Here is an 18766-nt window from a genome sequence, read left to right on the forward strand (position 1 = left end):
GACCATGAGCCACGCATTCATCTGTGACGCAGTCCGCACCCCGATCGGCCGCTACGGCGGCGCGCTCTCATCGATCCGTGCCGACGACCTCGGCGCCCTGCCGCTGCGCGCCTTGCGCGAACGCCACCCCGGTCTCGACTGGGAGGCGGTCGACGATGTCATCTTCGGCTGCGCCAACCAGGCGGGAGAGGACAACCGCAACGTTGCGCGCATGTCGTCCCTGCTGGCCGGCCTGCCGACAGGCGTGTCCGGCACCACGATCAACCGCCTGTGCGGCTCCGGGCTCGATGCCGTCGGCACCGCCGCACGCGCGATCAAGGCCGGCGACGCCGCGCTGATGATCGCCGGCGGCGTCGAGAGCATGAGCCGCGCGCCCTTCGTGATGCCCAAGGCGGAGAGCGCCTTCTCGCGCAGCAGCGCGGTGTACGACACCACCATCGGCTGGCGCTTCGTCAACGCGCTGATGAAGGCACAGTACGGCGTCGATTCGATGCCCGAGACGGCCGACAACGTCGCCGCCGACTTCGGCATCGGCCGCGCCGACCAGGATCTCTTCGCGCTGCGCTCGCAGCAGAAATGGGCGGCGGCGCACGAGGCCGGCCGTTTCGCCGACGAGATCGTCGCGGTGCTGGTGGCGCAGAAAAAGGGCGAACCGAAGCGGGTCGACACCGACGAGCACCCGCGGCCCGACACAACGCTGGAGCAGCTCGCCCGCCTCAAGGGCGTCAACGGCCCCGGGCTCACGGTGACGGCCGGCAACGCTTCCGGCGTGAATGACGGCGCCTGCGCGTTGATCCTGGCCTCCGAGGCCGCCGCCGGTACGCACGGCCTGACGCCGAAAGCGCGCATTGTCGGCATGGCGGCCGCCGGTGTCGCGCCGCGCATCATGGGCTTCGGCCCCGCCCCGGCGGTGCGCAAAGTGCTGGCGCAGACCGGGCTGAGTCTCGCCCAGATGGACGTGATCGAGCTCAACGAGGCCTTCGCCGCGCAGGCGCTGGCGGTGACCCGTGCGCTCGGCCTCGCCGACGACGATCCACGCGTCAATCCCAACGGCGGTGCGATCGCCCTGGGTCATCCGCTCGGCATGAGCGGCGCGCGGCTGGCGACCACCGCGACGTACCAACTGCAGCGAGGGGGCGGCCGCTACGCGCTATGCACCATGTGCATCGGCGTCGGCCAGGGCATCGCGCTCGTCATCGAGCGCGTCTGAGCCGGATCAGAAAACCAGAGAGGAGACACGGACATGCGCAACCTGACCGAAGAGAACCTGACCGAGGCCGTGCTGGCCAGCCTGTCGAACTGCACCGATCCGCGCCTGAAGGAAGTGATGAGCTCGCTGATCCGCCACCTGCACGCCTTCGTGCGCGAGATCGAGCCCACGCCGGAAGAATGGTTCGCCGGCATCCGCTTCCTGACCGACACCGGCCACATGTGCGACGACAAGCGCCAGGAGTTCATCCTGCTGTCCGACACCTTGGGCGTGTCGATGCTGGTCGATGCGATCAACAACCGCAAGCCGGCCGGCGCCACCGAATCGAGCGTGCTCGGCCCGTTCTACGTCGAAGGGGCGCCGGAGCGCGACACCGGCGCCAACCTCGCGCCGGGCGACGGACCGGGCGTCACCGTGCGCGGGCAGGTGCGCTCGGTCGGCGGCGAGCCGATCGCGGGGGCGGTGCTCGACATCTGGCAGACCGCGCCCAACGGCCTCTATCACGTGCAGGACGCCGCACAGGACGCGTACCACCTGTGCGGCAAGCTCAGGACGGCTGCGGATGGCAGTTACAGCTTCCGTACCCTGAAGCCGGTGGCCTACGCCATTCCAACCGACGGCCCCGTCGGCAAGTGGCTCGGCCGGGTCGGGCGCCATCCGTTTCGGCCGGCGCACATCCACTTCATCGCCTCGGCACCGGGCTTCAAGCCGGTCGTCACTCAGCTCTTCTCCGCGGGTGACGAATATCTCGATTCCGACGCGGTGTTCGGCGTCAAGCAGGCGCTCGTCATCGACTACCAGCCCGTCGACGGCGAATGGCGGGTCGACTACGACTTCGTGCTCGAACCGGACGCCACCTGAGGGAGCCGTGACCATGTATTTCATCGTGCTGGGCACGGATGCCGCGGGCAAGTCCGAGGTCCGTCGTGAGATGCGGCCCGCGCATCGCGCCTACCTGCGCAACCCGGCGCCGCATCCGGTCCGTGTGCATCTCGGCGGTCCAACCCTGAGCGAGGACAGCGGGGACATGAACGGCACCCTGCTGGTGGTCGAAGCGGCCGCCCTCGGTGACGTGCAGCGCTTCGTCGCCGACGATCCCTATTCCCGGGCCGGGATCTTCTCCACCGTCGACGTACGCCCGTGGTCGTGGAGCCTGGGCGAACCGGAGGCCGACGCATGAACTGGAACGAACATCCCGATTGCCCGGGCGTCGGCACGCCGCTGTGCAGCATCGACGAAATCCCCGAGCGTGGCGGCTTCGAGGTCCAGTTCGGTGAGGGCAGCGAGAACTTCAAGGTCCTGTTGCTGCGCCATGGCGAGCAGGTGTGGTGCTACCTCAACTTCTGCCCGCATTTCTCGCTGCCACTGAACTTCCGCCCACAGACCTTTGTGACGCTGGACGATCTGGTGGTGTGCGCGCACCACACCGCCTTCTTCCGCTTCGAGGATGGCGCCTGCGTGGACGGCCCCTGTGCCGGAAACGGACTCATCCCGCTGCCTTTCCATGTCGAGGGGCAGGCCATCCGCTTCGGTGCACTGAGCCAGGGCGGTGGAGCGTGAAAGCGGCGCCACGCGCGGCGGATGCGGCCATGAGACCTCGGTGCCGACGACGGCGGTGCATATACCCGCGCGACTAGCAGACAGGTAAACGGCATTTCGATCACGCCAGCCGGTGAGCAGTCCGTCACCGGAGGGGATCGGCTTGCCCGCGTTTCCCGGTCCGGCTTCAGGCGTCATCGAGCCGGAGCGGGGCAGTGGGCATCGGACCGTCGCCGCGTGCGGTGGGGCGATGCACCGCCAAGGACCCGGCGCCCAGCGAGGGTGGCCGGCATCAAGCAACTGGACGGGACGACACCCGTTGGAGGAAGACACAGATGACTGGGAAGAAAGCAAAAAGGAACCGCCTCGCCGCACTGCTTGGCGCGGTGCTGGGGACGGGTATCGGTGGCGGCGCCATGGCGATAGAACCGGGCCTGCCGGATGCCTATCCGCTCGGCAACGAGAGCTACATGACCGGTGCCCTGCCGCCGCCGGGCGTCTATGGCATGATCTTCGTGCGCCGCAACGACTTCGATTCCCTCCGGGACAACGACGGGCATCGCGTACCGGTGGACTTCAAGCTCACCGCGAACGTGATCGCACCGCGCATCGTCTGGGTGCCCGGGGTGAAGGCGTTTGGCGGCGACCTCGTCTTCCACGGCATTGCGCCGCTGGTCGATCTCGACGTGAAGCTCGGCGGAGCGTCACAGTCGAAGCAGGGTCTGGGCGACATGGTCCTCGGCGTCGGGTCGGGCTATCACCTGAGCCCCAATCTCCACCTCATTCCCGGGATCGACTTGATGCTGCCCACCGGTCGCTACGACGAGGGCGATCTCGCCAACCTCGGCAACAACCGTTTCAGCATCCAGCCGCTGGTGAACATCACCTACGTGGATCCCGCTGGTTTCAATGGCGACCTGAAGCTGATGTACACCTTCAACGGCGAGAACCGGGCCACCGACTACCGCAGCGGGCAGGAGTTCATCGCCGATTACGACCTCGGCTACGGCCTCGGCAACGGCTGGGTGCTCGGCGTGGGCGGCTACTACTATCGTCAGACGACCGACGACCGCCGGTTCGGCGACGACATCGCCGACAGCAAGGGACGGGGAACCGGCTTCGGTCCGGTCATCAAGTACGACAGCGGCCGTGGCTGGTTCGTCACCGCGAAGTGGCAGAACGACAGCGGGGCGCGCAACCGCCCGCAGGGTGAGTCTTTCGTCGTCAAGGCGGTGTTCCCGCTCTGACCCTCGAGGCTTCGAGCGTTGAGCTCGCGCCGAGTTGAGGTCCCGTCTGGCGCGCAGGCCGCTTCATGCGCGCGTCAGCCACTCGCGGTGCGCATCGGCCTCGCCCCGCACGCAGGCGAAGAAGCGGCGCTGCAGCTCGCGCGTGAGCGGCCCCGGGGTGCCGTCGCCGACGCGGCGGCGGTCGACTTCCACCACCGGGGTGATCTCGGCCGCGGTGCCGGTGAAGAACACCTCGTCGGCCACGTAGAGTTCGTCGCGGGTGATGCGCCGCGCACGGATCTCGTAGCCGGCCTCGGCCGCCAGGCTGTGGATGGTGCGCCGGGTAATGCCGTCCAGCGCCGAGGTGATCTCGGGTTCCCAGATCACGCCGCGCTTGACCACGAACACGTTCTCGCCCGGCCCCTCGGCGACGAAGCCGTCGGTGTCGAGCAGCAGCGCCTCGTCATAGCCTTCGGCGCGCGCCTCACGGCAGGCGAGGATGGAGTTGGTGTAGGTCGACACCGACTTCGCCCGGCACATCTGCACGTTCACATGATGGCGGGCGAAGCTCGCCACCTTGACCCGGATGCCGCGCTCCAGGCCGGCCTCGCCGAGGTAGGCGTTCATCACCCAGGCCGCCACCATCACATGGACGGCGGCGCCCGCCGGGTCGATGCCGGCCTTCTCCGCGCCGAGGAACACCAGCGGGCGGATGTAGCCGCTGGCCAGCTCGTTGCGGCGGATCGCGCCGATGCAGGCGTCGGTCAGCGCGGCGCGGTCGAAGGGCATCTCCAGACCGAGGATGTGGGCCGAGTCGAACAGACGCTCGAGGTGGTCGTCGAGACGGAAGATCGCCGGGCCGAGCGCCGTGGCGTAGGCACGGATGCCCTCGAAACAGCCCAGGCCGTAGTGCAGGGTGTGGGTCATCGCGTGCACCTTCGCATCGCGCCAGGGCAGCCACTGCCCGTCCATCCAGATCCAGCCGTCACGGTCTTCCATGCTCATGATGTGCTCCTCGGGTGATCGAAAGGGGGAGAAAGGCCGCGCCGCAAATGCGGCCGGCCCGGGCACACCGGGGATGGCGGTGTGTTCGATCCACGTGGAGAAACGGCTTTCGGTTTCGGCGGCGGGGCGAGGGTGATCGCGTGGCCGTGTGGTGGTCGAGCTGGGTGAGTGCATCCAGCTTGCCCGCGGCGCGGGGTGGGTTCAAACGAAAACGGCCGCGGTTCGGGTGAACTCATTTCATTTCAAAAATGAGCCCCCGCCTGGTTGCCGGCCTGCGCGCATCGAACCGGGCCGGCGCCGTGGGTGACGCGAGCACCAGTGGCCGAATCGGCTCTATATTGCCGACCGAGCGGCCCTACGCAATGCGGACCGATTACAAGCGCTTCAGCCCGCCGCCTCTCTCGCCCGCGCCTGCAGCCAGCGCACGAACTGCCGCACCCAGGGCTGCTCGTAGGCTTCCGGGCGCAACACCGCGTAGAAGCCCTTGCCCGCGATCGCCTGCGGAAACGGCCGCACCAGGGCGCCGTCGGCAAGATAGCAGCGCGCGAGCAGGTCCACCGTGAGCGCCACCCCGACGCCGGCCGCTGCTGCCTCTAGCAGCATCATCGCGTCCTCGAACAGCAGGCCATCGGTGGGCTCGGGCTGCTCGAGCCCGGCGGCGGCGAACCACGGTCGCCATTCGAGCAGCGGGTGGCGCAGCAGGGGCAGGTCGGGCAGTGCGGCCACCGTCGGTGGCGTACCGAGGCGGGCCGACAGGGCCGGGGAGCACACCGGAAACACGGTCTCGCGGCGCAGTTCGTAGGCTTCCAGCCCGGGCCACGGCGGCTCGCCGTAGCACACCCCGAGGTCGGCCTTGCCGGTGGCCACCGGCAGCAGGGTCGAGGCCGTCGACAACACGAATTCGACGTCGGGGTGCGCGCGCCGATATTCCGCCAGCTGGCCGACGAACCACTTCGCCCCCAGCGCCGGCGCCACCGACAGGCGCAACACCTGGCCGTGGCCCCCGCGTAGCCCGGTGCTCGCGCGTTCGATCCGCTCCAGCGCGGTCTGCACTTCGCTCAGGTAGCCGCTGCCTGCCGTGCTCAACACCACCTGTCGGTGCCGGCGCTCGAACAGCATCACGCCCAGCCATTCCTCCAGCGCCTTGATGCGGTGGCTCACCGCCGATGGGGTCAGGCTCAATTCCTCCGCCGCTGCCAGAAAGCTGCCGCAGCGGGCCGCAGCCTCGAAGGCGATGATCGAGGCCAGTGGCGGCAGCCGCATCATTGCGCGGGCGTGCACCGGCGGGCGCCGTGACCGTCGAAATCGCCCAGTTTCCGGTTGAAGGTGTAGTCGAGCGGCGCGCCGATCCATTCGCACGCGGTTTCCCCGGCGCTGCCGCTGGTCAGCGTGAACGGCAGGGCGACCACGAAGCCGACGGTGCCGAGCACGGTGGCGACCAGGCCGAGGGGCCGTACCAGGATCAGGTCCACCGCCATGTCGGAACTGCGGTCGCCGGTCACCGGCTCGCCATGCTGGGCCAGCGCCGGGGTCATCGGGAACAGGGCCAGTGCCGTCACCAGGGTGGCAACGGCGGCCGTGCGCCGGAGCGGTCGCGATGTCATTTCGGCCTCCGGGATGGGGTCTGGGTTTCAGTATGGACCGCGCTCAGCCCTTCGGCCACAGGATCATCTGCGAGCAGCGGAACAGCGCCAGCTTGCGTCCGCTGGCCTCGTCGGTGATCACCGCGTCCCACACCTGGGTGCTGCGTCCGAGGTGCTGGGCGGTGGCGACGCAGGCGATGCTGCCGTCGCGCACCGTGCCCAGATGGTTGCTCTTGAGCTCGATGGTGGTGAAGGACTCCGCCCCGGCGGGCAGGTGGGCGATGGTGCCGTAGCCGCAGGTGGTGTCGGCGAGCGCGACGATGCTCGCCGCATGGAGGAACTTGTTGGGTGCGAAATGCAGCTGCCTGACCGGCATGCGGCTGGTGAGTACGCCTTGCGCGAGGCTCAGGATCTCGATGCCGAGATAGCCGGGCAGGTATTCGGTGCCGCGCTGCTTGAGGAGTTCGAGGGTGATTTCTGGGCGGAGCTGGCTCATCGTGGACCTCGCGGACAGGGAGCAGGGAACACCGGTTTACCGTGTCCGGCAGCCGCTGTAAATGGGCGGCGACATCGGGCGCACGGTGCCGTCAGGGCGTGGCCGCCCGCCCGGGGGTCCGGAACCGCGCGCATAACCTGCGCGAGGCTTGCCGATGCCGGGCGCGCACCCGGCCGCGCACTGCGGTGGTGACCCGTTTTGACGCAGGCCTGATCCGCTATGGCGCGCATCATCGTTGCATGATGTCGCATCGATATTTCGATGCAGTACAGCATTGCCGCTGCGGCTGCGCTGCCGCATCGCGGCGGGCCGGCTCCGATCGCGCGCGATGACATTCGGGAACGGCGAGGGAAGACCTGGGATGCACGGGTGCCGGGGGCGGAGGCCGCGTCGCCTGTGCTGCGATGACGCCGCGCAGCATTTCAAACTCGCCACGCACATGGCATGGGACGTGCTCATCGGTTTGCCTCGTCTGCGCGGGGTGGCCAGTGCGCCGCACGCCCCGCCCGGTCTGATTCGCTACCGGAGCACGTCGAACGATGAATGCCGAACAAACCGTGTGGCAGCAGCTGCTGCGCATCGAGGCGCCGTGGACGGTGCTCGATTCCCGCGCCGACGACTTCCGCCGGCGCTACGACCTTAGCATCGCGGTGGACACGCCGCGCGGCTGGTTCGGCCGTCCGCGCGGCAAGCCGCAGGCGCCGGCGCAGCAGGTGTCGTGGCGCCACGTCAATTTCGGCGACTGGGAGATCCATCTCCATGTCGCGGTGCCGGCCAACGCCGACCTGTCCGCGCTGAGCTGGGCCGGCGAGGGCGATCTGCCCTTCACCCGTGCCCTCAGCCAGCAGGTGTTCGCCTTCCTGCGCGAGGGCTCGAGCCTGCAGAGCATCTGCACCCTGCTCAATCTGCCGATCGCCGAACTGTGGCGTTTCCGCTATGCCATCGACAGCGGGCGCTGGGCCGCGGGCGAGGGCACGGCGCCGGCCCACGATCCGAGGCCCACGCCCGCGCCGGTCGGCCAGGATCCGGCGGACCGGTCCCCCGCTGCGGCGTCAGCCGGTGGCGCGGCCGCCGGCGGCGCGCACGAGGATGGCATACCCGACCTCACCGACCCGGTCTGGTCCGCCCTGCTCCAGGGTTCGCACCAGATCGACATCCGCGTGCTCGGACTCAAGCTCATGCTGGCCCGCCTGCGTGCGCAGTTCGCGCTGATCTCGGACGACGAGGTGCGCATCCTCAAGCTGCACGAACTCCACCGCTATTTCGTCAAGAACCGACACCTGCTCGCCCACGAACTGAGCCAGCTTGGCGAGACCCGCCCATGACGACCGGACACTTTTCGGGGGGGCGCCTGATGAGCGTGGCCGAGGCCACCCGCTGCATCGAGGCCGGCAGCTTCCTGAGCATTGCCGGCGACGAAGCCTTGTTGCGCAAGCTGCCGTGCGGCAACTGGATCGGCGGCACGATTCCCTACTTCATGGCCCAGCACGGTGGCGAGATGAACCGCGACCAGGTGTTCGTCAGCGTCACCGAGGTGCTCGCCGCGCCACCGTGCATCCGCTTCCACGACCTCACCTCGATCTCGCGGGTCTGCGCCGAGGCGCCCGACAACGGCTACACGGTGATCATCATCCCGGCCTTTTCCGCGCTCCATTCCCACTATGCCCGCCACGCACCCGGCTTCGACGACATGTTCGTCAAGCCGCTGGTCGGCTGGGTGTCGGGGGTGCATCTCGACCAGCTCGACACCGCCGTGCCCGCGGTGGTCAACGGCCAGACCGGCGAATTCGACAGCGAGCGGGCGGTGGTCATGCACGTGCCGCTGCCGCCCGAACGCTACGCCGCGGTCGAGATCATCAACCTGCTCGAGCAGGGAGCGGGCGATCGCATCCGCTTCCTCGAGACCGGGTTCTCGGCCGGCGAATGCCTGGTCAACGACGTCCAGGTGCGCCTGGCCGACTACCTCGGCGCGCGCGCGGTCGATCCGAGCCTGCCGCTGGTGGCCGACTATTGCGGGGCGATGATCAACGTGTCGTTCCGCGGCATCGACCACGAGCACGGCCGGGTCGATTTCTACGCACCGGTGTTCGAGGGCGTCGAATACCGCCTCGCCGCGCCGCGCGGCGCATCGACCGCGACGCTGCCGGCCGCCGGTGGCCAGGCGGTCGCGTTTTCCTGCAACTGCATCCTCAACTACGTGCACGACGGGCTCGAAGGCCGCAGCACCGGCGGCTTCACCGGGCCGATGACCTTCGGCGAGATCGCCTGGCTGCTGCTCAACCAGACCTTGGTGTACCTCACCATCGAGCGCGTGTGAGCGGCCCGCTCACGCCGCCTGCCCCATGTTCATGCCGCGAAACACCGCACAGCGGTCGAACACCGGCAGCGTCGGCGCCACCGCCTTGTGGGTGCAGTATTTCGCCACCAGCTTGGCGAGGCCCTTGATGTCGCGCCCGGTGGCGCGCGGAAAGCGCCGCGCCAGTTCGGCCAGCAGCGATGGTTCCAGCGCCAGCCCGAACTGCGCCGCCATCACCCCCCAGATCCGCGCGCGCTCGGCCTGCGACGGCGGGGCGTAGCGGATCATCGCGATGCAGCGCGACACGATCGCCTCGTCGATGTCGTCCATGCGGTTGGTGGTCAGGAACAGCAGGCCGTTGAAGTACTCCAGAACGCGCAGGAACACCCCCACCACCGCATTGGTGGCGAGCTGGTCGTCGCGGCGGCGGATGTACACGTCGGCCTCGTCGATCAGCATCACCGCCCCCCAGCGCTGGGCCCGGATCAGGGCCTCGCGCAAGGTCTTCTCCATCGCCGCCACGTCCAGCCCGAGCTGGCCGGAATGGACCCGGTACAGCGGGCGCTGGATGATCTCCGCATAGACCTCGGCGGTCAGCGTCTTGCCCACGCCGGCGGGGCCGGTGCACAGCACCGTGGTGCCGCCCGACTTGCCGTCGACGATGTCGTCCATCAACACGTCCATCTCGGCGGTGAGAATGTCGATCAGGTCCACCTGCTCCGGCGGCAGCACCAGCTTGTCCTTGAGCTCGGGCTGGTAGCGGTAGGGCTGCAGGTGGTCCACGTGCACCCACACGTGGTGGTGCAGTTCGAGGTGGAACATCAGGATGTAGCCGTGGATCGGCACCTGGGTGAACAGCTGCGCCGGCATGGTCTCGGCCAGGCGGTCGAGCTCGCGCTCGACCTCGCGGGTGAACACCGAGTTGCGTTCTGCGCGCTTCAGCAGCTGGGCGAGGATGTTGCCCGCGATCTCAAGTGTCAGCTCGCGGTTGTGCACGATGGCCTCGTCATTGACCAGGCGTGCCGGCTGACCGCTGGTCGACAGCACCACCGCGTTCTTGCGCGACCAGTCGGTGTTGCGATGGGTCGCCGAGGGATCTTCGGCGAGGATGCCCAGCCCGCTGCCGGCAAACTGCGCCGAGTAGTCGCCGCGCCAGGCGTGGTAGCTGGCCAGGTCCTCGTCGTAGGCCTCGACCAGCGCCGCGGTCTCGGCCACATAGCCCTTGGCGGCGAGGATGTGCGCGATCGAGCGCCCGTCCAGATCGCGCTCGCCGATGAACAGATTGGTGTGCACCACCTTGCCGCAGCTGTTGGCCCTCAGGTCGATCACCACGCGGGCGCGTTCCTCGGTGCCGGCGGGCGTGTAGTCGATGCGCGATACGACGTAGGGCTTGAGCGTGCCCGAGCCATCCACCTGGAACAGCCAGCCGTGCCGGCCGCGCGCGAGGTGCGCGACCAGTGCCGGGATCATGCGCTCGATGTCGGTCTCCGCGAACCCCGGCGCATCGGCGTCGAACAGCGGTGCCAGCGCCTGCAGCATCGCCACCCGCGCCGTGCTGTCCGGCCGCGCCCGATACAGCGCCGCCAGCGCGTCGAGCCGTTCGGCATCGAGCGCCTCCACCGGCACTTCCATGCGGTTGCCGATCTTCAGCTGCTCGCCATAGCCCTGCCAGGCGGGAAAGCGCTCGCACATCGCCTCCGCTACCGCACGTTCGATCTGTAGCTTCACCCCGTTCTCCCGAGCTCGTCTGCCACGGCCGGTCTGGCCGCCTCGGGTCACGCCGTGCAAGCCTCATACCAGCGCGCAAGTCATTGAAACAAAGGCTGTCCTGCCGCCTGTTCGTGTCGTCTTTGCGACAAGCGCGGAGCTTTCTGCCCGGTTCGGGAGGCATTCACGGTCTGCTTCGGCACGCACAAAAAACCTTGCTCCGGAGGTGCGCCAACGTACAGACCCGAGCTGTCGACGACGCCAAAGTGCACTTCACGCCGTGCTGTAGGAAGCACGTCCTGTCGTCTTTCATCCCGCTCCGGAGGCCGTCATGGAATCGCTGCTCGTACTTCTTCTCGGCCTACCCATTCCGACCCTCATCGTGCTCGCCATTCTTTCGTTCTGATTTCACCCGTCGATCATTCGCAACAGCGCCTGCCCGCAAGCCGATTCTGCGTGGCGACCGCGGGAGTGCCCGGGATCAAGCCTTCGTCCCCGCCGCCGGCCGCCATGCAGCAAGCGCATTTCACCGAGGACCGCTCCATGAAGAAGACCCACACCAAGTCCGCGCCCGCAACCCGGCGCTCGAACTCCGCCGCCGATCCCCACGCCGGGGATGCCGCCGGGCAACAGGCCGCCGCCGTTCAGGCGCTGGCCGCGGCGATGCCGCACAACGCCAACAAGAGCAAGGAGTTCGGCCACGACAATGCGGTATCGCCGCCAGCCGGGCAGACGGTCGAGCCCTCGTCGGCACTGGCCTCGGCGAGTACCGTCAGCGAAACCAACGCATCGGCGAAGACCGGCGATCGCGCGACAGCCGGCCCCGCCGCCGTGCCCGGCGCGCTCGATCGGGTGCGCACCGATGGCGGAGGCCAGGTGCTGACCACCAACCAGGGCGTGGCTGTCGGCGACAACCAGAATTCGCTCAAGGCCGGCCTGCGCGGGCCTACCCTGCTGGAAGACTTCATCCTGCGCGAGAAGGTCACCCATTTCGACCACGAACGCATCCCCGAGCGCATCGTGCATGCGCGCGGTTCGGCCGCCCACGGTTACTTCGAGGCCTATCAGCCGCTGACCGAACTCACCCGCGCGGCCCCGTTCCAGGCCGCGGGCAAGATCACCCCGGTGTTTGTGCGCTTCTCCACCGTCGCCGGCGAACGCGGCTCGGTCGATACGGCGCGCGACGCGCGCGGCTTCGCGGTCAAGTTCTACACCGACGAGGGCAACTGGGACCTGGTCGGCAACAACATCCCGGTGTTCTTCATCCAGGACGCGATGAAGTTCCCGGATCTGGTCCACGCCGTGAAACCCGAACCGCACAATGGTATGCCGCAGGCGGCCTCGGCGCATGACACGTTCTGGGATTTCGTCTCGCTGATGCCGGAGAGCACCCACATGCTGATGTGGGTGATGTCCGACCGCGGTATTCCGCGCAGCTTCCGGATGATGCAGGGCTTCGGTGTGCACACCTTCCGCCTGGTGAATGCGCAGGGCGCGTCACACTTCGTCAAGTTCCACTGGACGCCCAAACTCGGCACCCATTCGCTCGTCTGGGATGAGGCGGTCAAGATCGCCGGCGCCGATTCCGACTTCCATCGCCGCGATCTGTGGGACGCCATCGAAGCCGGCGAATACCCGGAATGGGAGCTCGGCCTGCAGATATTCACCGAAGCCCAGGCCGAAGGCTTCAGCTTCGATGTGCTCGACGCCACCAAGATCGTCCCCGAGGAACTGGTGCCGGTGACGCCGGTCGGCCGCATGGTACTCAACCGCAACCCCGACAATTTCTTCGCCGAGACCGAGCAGGTCGCCTTCTGCGCCGCGCACGTGGTGCCCGGCATCGATTTCAGCAACGATCCGCTGCTGGCCGGCCGCATCCACTCCTACGCCGACACCCAGATCTCCCGGCTGGGCGGCGCGAACTTCCACGAAATCCCGATCAATGCGCCGCTCGCGCCGGTGCACAACAACCAGCGCGACGGCATGCACCGTCAGGCCATTGCCCGCGGCAAGGTCGCCTACGAGCCCAATTCGCTCGGCGGCGGCTGCCCGTTCCAGGCCGGTGCGGCGGGCTTCGCGTCCTTTCCGCAGCCGATCGAAGGCGACAAGGTGCGCGGCAAGCCGGAGAAGTTCGCCGATCACTACACCCAGGCCACCTTGTTCTATGACAGCCAGACCGACGCGGAGAAGGCGCATATCGTCGGCGGCTTCCGCTTCGAACTCAGCAAGGTCACCGTGCCCGCCATTCGCGAGCGCATGTTGGCGTCGCTGGTGAATGTGTCCGCCGAACTGGCAGCCAGGGTCGCCGCCGGCCTCGGCATCGCGGTGCCCGCGGCGATGCCGAAGGCGCTGGCCACCGCGGTCACCCCCGAGGTGACAAAGTCTCCGGCCCTGTCGCTGACCGCGCTGCCCGGCGACGGTGGGGTGCGCACGCGCAAAGTGGCGATCCTGGCGGCCGACGGGGTGCACGGTGCGTCCGTCGTCGCCCTGCACGCTGCGCTCACCGCCGGCGGTGCCGTGCCCTGTGTGGTCGCGCCCCGGCTCGGGCCGGTGCACACCGCCGACGACAAGGCGGTGGAGGCGACCGCCACGCTGGAGAACTCGCCACCGGTGCTGTTCGATGCGCTCGTGCTGCCCGACGGTGCCGACGGTGTCGCCGTGCTGGCGCAGCTTGGCCAGACCGCGGAGTTCGTGACCAACCACTATCGTCACGGCAAGACCGTGCTGGCCCTCGGTGCATCGCAGAAGCTGCTCGACAAGGCCGGCATTCCCTCCACGCTGCCGGGGGGCGGGGCCGATCCCGGCATCCTGCTGGCTGGCGTCGATAAGCTCGACGCGACGGCGGCGGCCTTCATTGCGGCAGCCGGCCGGCATCGCCATCCGGAGCGCGAGACCGATCCGCCGCGGATCTGAGCGCCAGCGGTCAACGGCGGCGCTGCAACAAGTGCCGCCGCCACCCACGCAAAGCAGGCGACCCGGCAGCAGGCGAGGTCGTCGCCCTGCCGGCATCCGGTCCCCGGCACGAGCCGGCGGGATCTGCGCCCGATTCGCGGCTTGACCACGACATCGGCCTGCTCCTACACTGGCGTCATGCTAATCATCACCCTGGTCCGATTCCTTTCCGTTGGCTGCCGCGTAATGCGCGTGTGGTCGATCGGCCATGGATTCGGGGCCCGGAGCGTAGCGTTGCGATGATCTGCTGATCCTGTCGCCGCAAGCACAGCACAAGGCCGCGAATCCGCAAGGATCGCGGCCTTGTCGTTTTTTCAACCCGGATTCACCACCCGAGGAAACCACCATGAATGTCCTTCGTCCGCTCTCCGTCCGACTCCGCTCCGTGATCGTCGAAGCCTGGCGATGCCGCCTGCCTGCACCCTCGTCCGCCTCGCCTCCCGAACACTGATCCCGCTGGAGCCGCCATGCCGTTGCCGCTTTCGATCGCCTACCTCGCCGTCATCCTGATCTGGTCCACGACCCCGCTCGCCATCCAGTGGAGCGCGCTCGGCGGGGGTTTCACCTTTGCCGTGCTGGCACGCATGTCGATCGGCCTCGCACTCGCGTTGGCGCTCATCGTGGTGTGTCGCATCGGCCTGCCGGTGCATGCCCGCGCCCGCCGCAGCTATCTGGCTGGCGGCCTCGGCACCTTCGGCGCCATGTTGTGCACCTACTGGGGCGCGCAGTACATCCACTCCGGCCTGGTGTCGGTGCTGTTCGGTCTGGCACCGCTGATGACCGGCGTCCTCTCCGCCCTGTGGCTCGGCGAAAAAGCCTTGCAGCCGGCCAGGATCGCCGGTCTGTTGCTGGCGCTGGGGGGCCTCGCGCTGATCTTTGCCACCGGCGGCAATGCCGGGCAGGGCACGGCGCTGTACGGCCTCGCCGCGCTGCTGCTCGCGGTGCTGATCTACTGTGCCGCGCTGGTGTGGATGAAACGCATCGGCGACGACAGCCCGCCGCTCGCCACCACCGCCGGCACCCTGCTGGTGTCGGTGCCCTTGTTCGCGCTGGCCTGGCTGGTGCTGGACGGCCACCCCCCGGTCGCGCTGCCCACCCGGGCCTGGCTCGCGATCGGCTATCTCGGCGTGTTCGGCTCGGTGCTCGGCTTTGCGCTCTACTACTACCTGATCAAGCACATGGAAGCGGGCAAGATCGCGCTCATCACCCTGGTCACGCCGGTGATCGCGCTGCTGATCGGACGCGCGTTCAACCACGAGGCGATCGAGGCGCGGGTTTGGGTGGGCGCCGGGTTGATCAGCCTCGGGCTGATGCTGCACCAGTGGCGAGCGATCACCGCGGCGATGTATCGGCGCGGCGGGTAAGCGCCCGGCTCCGGGGTGCCGATCCGCCCGCTCGGCTAGTGTCGACCCGCGTCTGTCCTCGCCTGGGTGTCGCCCCCGAGCAGGGGCATGTCGCCCTCGTCCTTCAGCGCCACCCCGGTCTCGCCGCGTCGCAGCGCTTCCTGCACCAGCCACGCCAGCGAACGGGCGGCGGCCTCGTAGGGCAGGCCTTCGGGGCGGATGTTGGAGATGCAGTTGCGCTCGGCGTCGCTGCGGCCGACGCGGGGCGCGTGGGTGAGGTAGATGCCCAGGCTGTCGGGCGCAGAAAGCCCCGGGCGTTCGCCGATCAGTACCGCCACCAGATGCGCGTCCAGGCATGCGCCGATCTCGTCGCCGATCGCAACCCGGCCCTGCTCGGCGATCACCACCGGGGTGCGCGTCCACCGGCCCGGTGCGATGGCATCGAAGGCGCGCAACAGCGGTAGCGCATGCCTTTGCACCGCGACCGCGGACAGCCCGTCGGCGATCACGATGCACAAGTCGGCGCCGGGGCCGGCCTGGTCTTCGAGGCGCTGGCGATCGGCGTCGCTCAGGCGGCGTCCCAGGTCGGGGCGCAGCAGGTATTCCACCCGGTCGCGGACGGCACTGTGCACCCGCAGGCTGGCGAGGCCGGCGGCGGCGAGATCGGCGGTGAGGGCGGCGACATCGAGTGGCAGCTGCACCGCGTCGCGGGCGCGCGCGTGGGCGAGGCCGAAGCGCAGCACCTCGGCCGTGGTCAGGGCATTGCCGCTGCGCCCGAGCGCGATGCGGGCCGGGGTCAGCGCGCGCAGTGCCTGCCAGCGGTCGGGGTGGGAGGCTTGGTCCATGCGGTTCTCCTGCGGTGCGTGGCGGGTCAGTCGCCCCGCCCGAGCTGATCGAGCAGCGGCAGCAGCGCCGGCGCGGGCTGGTCGAGCAAACGCCCGCCGGGGCCGAGGATCTGCATGCGCTCGAGCCAGGCCTCGAACTCGGGCGCGTGGCGCAAGCCCAGCACCTCGCGCACGTAGAGCGCGTCGTGAAACGAGGTGCTCTGGTAGTTGAGCATCACGTCGTCGGCGCCGGGCACGCCCATCACATAGCTCACCCCCGCCACCCCGAGCAAGGTCAGCAGGTTGTCCATATCGTCCTGGTCGGCCTCGGCGTGGTTGGTGTAGCAGATGTCGCAACCGAGCGGCACGCCGAGCAGCTTGCCGCAGAAGTGGTCCTCCAGCCCGGCGCGGGTGATCTGCTTGCCGTCGTACAGGTACTCCGGGCCGATAAAACCGACCACGCTATTGACCAGCAGCGGCGAAAACGTCCGCGCCACCCCATAGGCGCGGGCTTCGCAGGTCTGCTGGTCCACGCCGTGGTGGGCGCCGGCCGACAGCGCGCTGCCCTGCCCGGTCTCGAAATACATCACCTGCTCGCCCACCGTGCCGCGCCCCAGCGACAGCGCCGCCGCACGCGCCTCGGCCAGCAGCGCGAGGTCGATGCCGAAGCTGCGGTTGGCGGCCTCGGTGCCGGCGATCGACTGGAACACCAGGTCCACCGGCGCGCCCTGCTCGATGCCGCGGATCTGGCTGGTGACGTGGGTCAGCACGCAGGACTGGGTGGGGATGTCGAAGCGCGCGATCAGCTCGTCGAGCATGTGCCACAGCTGCATGAAGGTGGACAGCTTGTCCGAGGCCGGGTTGATCCCGATCACCGCATCGCCGCAGCCCAGCAGCAGGCCGTCGAGCAGCGAGGCGGCGATGCCGCGTGCGTCGTCGGTGGGGTGGTTGGGCTGCAGCCGTACCGCCAGCCGCCCCGGCAGGCCGATGGTGTCGCGAAACGCGGTCACCACCCGGCACTTGCGCGCCACCGCGATCAGGTCCTGGTTGCGCATCAGCTTGCTCACCGCTGCGGCCATCTCTGGCGTGATTCCCGGCGCCATCCGGGCGAGCACCGCGGCATCGACCTCGTGCGCCAGCAGCCAGTCGCGAAAACCGCCCACGGTCAGATGCGCGATCTCCGCAAACGCGGCCGCGTCGTGGCTGTCGACGATCAGCCGGGTGACCTCGTCCGCCTCGTAAGGAATCAGCGCCTCGTTGAGGAAAACCGCGAGCGGCAGTTCGGCCAGGCACAGGCGCGCCGCCATGCGCTCTTCCGCCGTCGCCGCCGCCAGCCCGGCGAGCACGTCGCCCGAGCGCAGCGGGCTTGCCTTCGCCAGCAGCGCGCGCAAGTCGGCAAACGCGTAGCGTGTCACACCGATCGAGTATGAGTAGCCCATCGCCGCTCTCCCGTGATGGGTCGATGCTACCCGCGTTTGCGGGCGGGGGCCAAGCTTGCGGGCGAACGGTGCGCATCGTGCGTTTCAGCACGATTGCATTGGCGGCGACAGGCTACACTGCCCGGCACCCCGAACGACTACCCCAAACGGATGAAGCACAACGCCCTTGCGCTGATCCTTACCCTCCTCATCGGTGTTGCACTTGCCGCCCTGCTGTGGTGGGAGCAACAGCGCAGCATGCCGACCGCCGGGCGCGTCGCGCCACTGCTCGAGATGCCGCGCAGCAGTTCCGTCTTTCGGCCGCCACTCCCATCGGCCGCGCCCGTGCCGCAGGTCGAACCCGGTGGCAATGGACTGTACCGCTGCGACGGCAACACCGGCACCACCTACCAGGCCACCCCATGCAACCCGGGTGCCCGTCAGGCCCAGGTCGGCGGCGGCACCTTCAGTGTGGTCAGTCCCCCACCGCCTCCTCCCATTGTTGCGCGCCCGCCCGTCGAGGAACAAGGCGGAAAGGTCGGCTTCGTCGCCCGAACGGCGCGTGACGGCGATGGAAATGAAGCCTTGTGTGAGCAGTTGGAGAACGCGATCCGGAGAATCGACGCCGCCGCACGGCAGGCGAGCAGCGCGCAGAGGCAGGAGCGATTGAAGGAGGAGCGGCGGAGACACACGGATGGAATGTGGCGGTTGAAATGCGGGATGTAGGAAAGGGGGGCGGCAGGGCCGGCTTCAGCCCGCCACGGACAGGTGATCGGCCAGAGCCGACCTTGAGCCTGCGGCCTTTGTCAGTCGGCAATGTGTCGGTTACCTGCCGCTCAGCCGACGCTTACCTTGAACGGCAACTTCTCCGCCTCGCGAACGCGAACTTCCGACCCCTATGCGCACAATCGAACTATGCGTAACGCAGGCGAGCGGAATGCAGCGTGCATGCTAGACTTTGGAAAACGAGAGTGGGCCGGATCTGCACATAGTTTCGTCAGTGACCGCAGTTCGAGTTTTCACTTCGGCCGCGCGTGGCGGGCTCGACGCACCCGTATCACTGCAGCGTTCCACATTGCCGAGCCGACAATAATTGCCCACACGCTTTACTTGAGTTCGACGAGGCAACGAAACTATGCGCGGGTGAGTCGGCCCATAAGCAGCGTC

The 18766-nt window shown here is 68.5% G+C and carries 17 protein-coding genes; 10 read left to right on the forward strand and 7 right to left on the reverse strand.

From position 1 onward, the window contains the following. Positions 1-4 precede the first annotated feature (4 nt). From pcaF to AC3A35_RS12990, 5 genes are all read left to right on the forward strand, one after another. The gene (pcaF, locus tag AC3A35_RS12970; protein ID WP_487436523.1) at positions 5-1210 is read left to right on the forward strand and encodes a 3-oxoadipyl-CoA thiolase; all 1206 of its coding nucleotides are present in this window, start codon (positions 5-7) and stop codon (positions 1208-1210) included. A 33-nt stretch (positions 1211-1243) separates the two neighbouring features. Continuing rightward, positions 1244-2071 carry an intradiol ring-cleavage dioxygenase gene (locus AC3A35_RS12975; RefSeq protein ID WP_487436524.1) on the forward strand — a complete coding sequence of 276 codons (828 nt, stop codon included), beginning with the start codon at positions 1244-1246 and terminating at the stop codon, positions 2069-2071. A 13-nt stretch (positions 2072-2084) separates the two neighbouring features. Further along, positions 2085-2390, forward strand: a complete 306-nt coding sequence (locus tag AC3A35_RS12980) for a YciI family protein (protein WP_487436525.1) — start codon at positions 2085-2087, stop codon at positions 2388-2390. Further along, positions 2387-2770: a Rieske (2Fe-2S) protein gene (locus tag AC3A35_RS12985; protein WP_487436526.1), complete on the forward strand. Its 384-nt coding sequence runs from the start codon at positions 2387-2389 to the stop codon at positions 2768-2770. Before AC3A35_RS12980 ends, AC3A35_RS12985 begins: the two co-directional genes overlap by 4 nt. Positions 2771-3084: 314 nt before the next feature. Continuing rightward, on the forward strand, positions 3085-3996 hold the full coding sequence (locus AC3A35_RS12990) for a SphA family protein (RefSeq protein WP_487436527.1): 912 nt from the start codon (positions 3085-3087) through the stop codon (positions 3994-3996). Between the two features lie 63 nt (positions 3997-4059). On the opposite strand, the gene AC3A35_RS12995 is transcribed toward AC3A35_RS12990, so the two are convergent. From AC3A35_RS12995 to AC3A35_RS13010, 4 genes are all read right to left on the reverse strand, one after another. Beyond that, positions 4060-4980 (reverse strand): branched-chain amino acid transaminase, encoded by a 921-nt coding sequence (locus tag AC3A35_RS12995; protein WP_487436528.1) that lies wholly within the window; start codon positions 4978-4980, stop codon positions 4060-4062. 384 nt (positions 4981-5364) lie between these two features. Further along, positions 5365-6261 carry a LysR substrate-binding domain-containing protein gene (locus tag AC3A35_RS13000; RefSeq protein WP_487436529.1) on the reverse strand — a complete coding sequence of 299 codons (897 nt, stop codon included), beginning with the start codon at positions 6259-6261 and terminating at the stop codon, positions 5365-5367. Continuing rightward, the gene (locus AC3A35_RS13005; RefSeq protein WP_487436530.1) at positions 6243-6584 is read right to left on the reverse strand and encodes a hypothetical protein; all 342 of its coding nucleotides are present in this window, start codon (positions 6582-6584) and stop codon (positions 6243-6245) included. The genes AC3A35_RS13000 and AC3A35_RS13005 overlap by 19 nt, the downstream gene beginning before the upstream one ends. Before the next feature lie 43 nt (positions 6585-6627). Continuing rightward, positions 6628-7059, reverse strand: a complete 432-nt coding sequence (locus tag AC3A35_RS13010) for a PaaI family thioesterase (protein WP_487436531.1) — start codon at positions 7057-7059, stop codon at positions 6628-6630. Between the two features lie 539 nt (positions 7060-7598). Here AC3A35_RS13010 and AC3A35_RS13015 point away from each other — a divergent pair. Then, a complete protein-coding gene (locus AC3A35_RS13015; RefSeq protein WP_487436532.1) occupies positions 7599-8384 on the forward strand; it encodes a hypothetical protein in 786 nt (261 codons plus the stop codon). Further along, a complete protein-coding gene (locus AC3A35_RS13020) occupies positions 8381-9376 on the forward strand; it encodes a DUF6976 family protein (RefSeq protein ID WP_487436533.1) in 996 nt (331 codons plus the stop codon). Before AC3A35_RS13015 ends, AC3A35_RS13020 begins: the two co-directional genes overlap by 4 nt. Before the next feature lie 9 nt (positions 9377-9385). On the opposite strand, the gene AC3A35_RS13025 is transcribed toward AC3A35_RS13020, so the two are convergent. Further along, positions 9386-11083, reverse strand: coding sequence for an AAA family ATPase (locus tag AC3A35_RS13025; protein WP_487436535.1), 1698 nt, complete (start codon positions 11081-11083; stop codon positions 9386-9388). A gap of 522 nt (positions 11084-11605) precedes the next feature. On the opposite strand from AC3A35_RS13025, the gene AC3A35_RS13030 reads away from it, so the two are divergent. Together AC3A35_RS13030 and AC3A35_RS13035 are read left to right on the forward strand one after the other, a co-directional pair. Then, the gene (locus AC3A35_RS13030; RefSeq protein ID WP_487436536.1) at positions 11606-13975 is read left to right on the forward strand and encodes a catalase; all 2370 of its coding nucleotides are present in this window, start codon (positions 11606-11608) and stop codon (positions 13973-13975) included. Between the two features lie 506 nt (positions 13976-14481). After that, positions 14482-15378, forward strand: a complete 897-nt coding sequence (locus tag AC3A35_RS13035) for a DMT family transporter (RefSeq protein WP_487436537.1) — start codon at positions 14482-14484, stop codon at positions 15376-15378. 35 nt (positions 15379-15413) lie between these two features. On the opposite strand, the gene eutC is transcribed toward AC3A35_RS13035, so the two are convergent. Next, complete coding sequence (eutC, locus tag AC3A35_RS13040; RefSeq protein ID WP_487436538.1) at positions 15414-16202, reverse strand: ethanolamine ammonia-lyase subunit EutC; 789 nt, start codon at positions 16200-16202, stop codon at positions 15414-15416. A gap of 26 nt (positions 16203-16228) precedes the next feature. Then, on the reverse strand, positions 16229-17620 hold the full coding sequence (locus AC3A35_RS13045) for an ethanolamine ammonia-lyase subunit EutB (protein ID WP_487436539.1): 1392 nt from the start codon (positions 17618-17620) through the stop codon (positions 16229-16231). Positions 17621-17770: 150 nt separating this feature from the next. Here AC3A35_RS13045 and AC3A35_RS13050 point away from each other — a divergent pair, with 150 nt between their 5' ends. Beyond that, positions 17771-18325, forward strand: coding sequence for a hypothetical protein (locus AC3A35_RS13050; protein ID WP_487436540.1), 555 nt, complete (start codon positions 17771-17773; stop codon positions 18323-18325). Positions 18326-18766 lie beyond the last annotated feature (441 nt).

The organism is Azoarcus sp. Soil_N_20 (assembly GCF_057656155.1).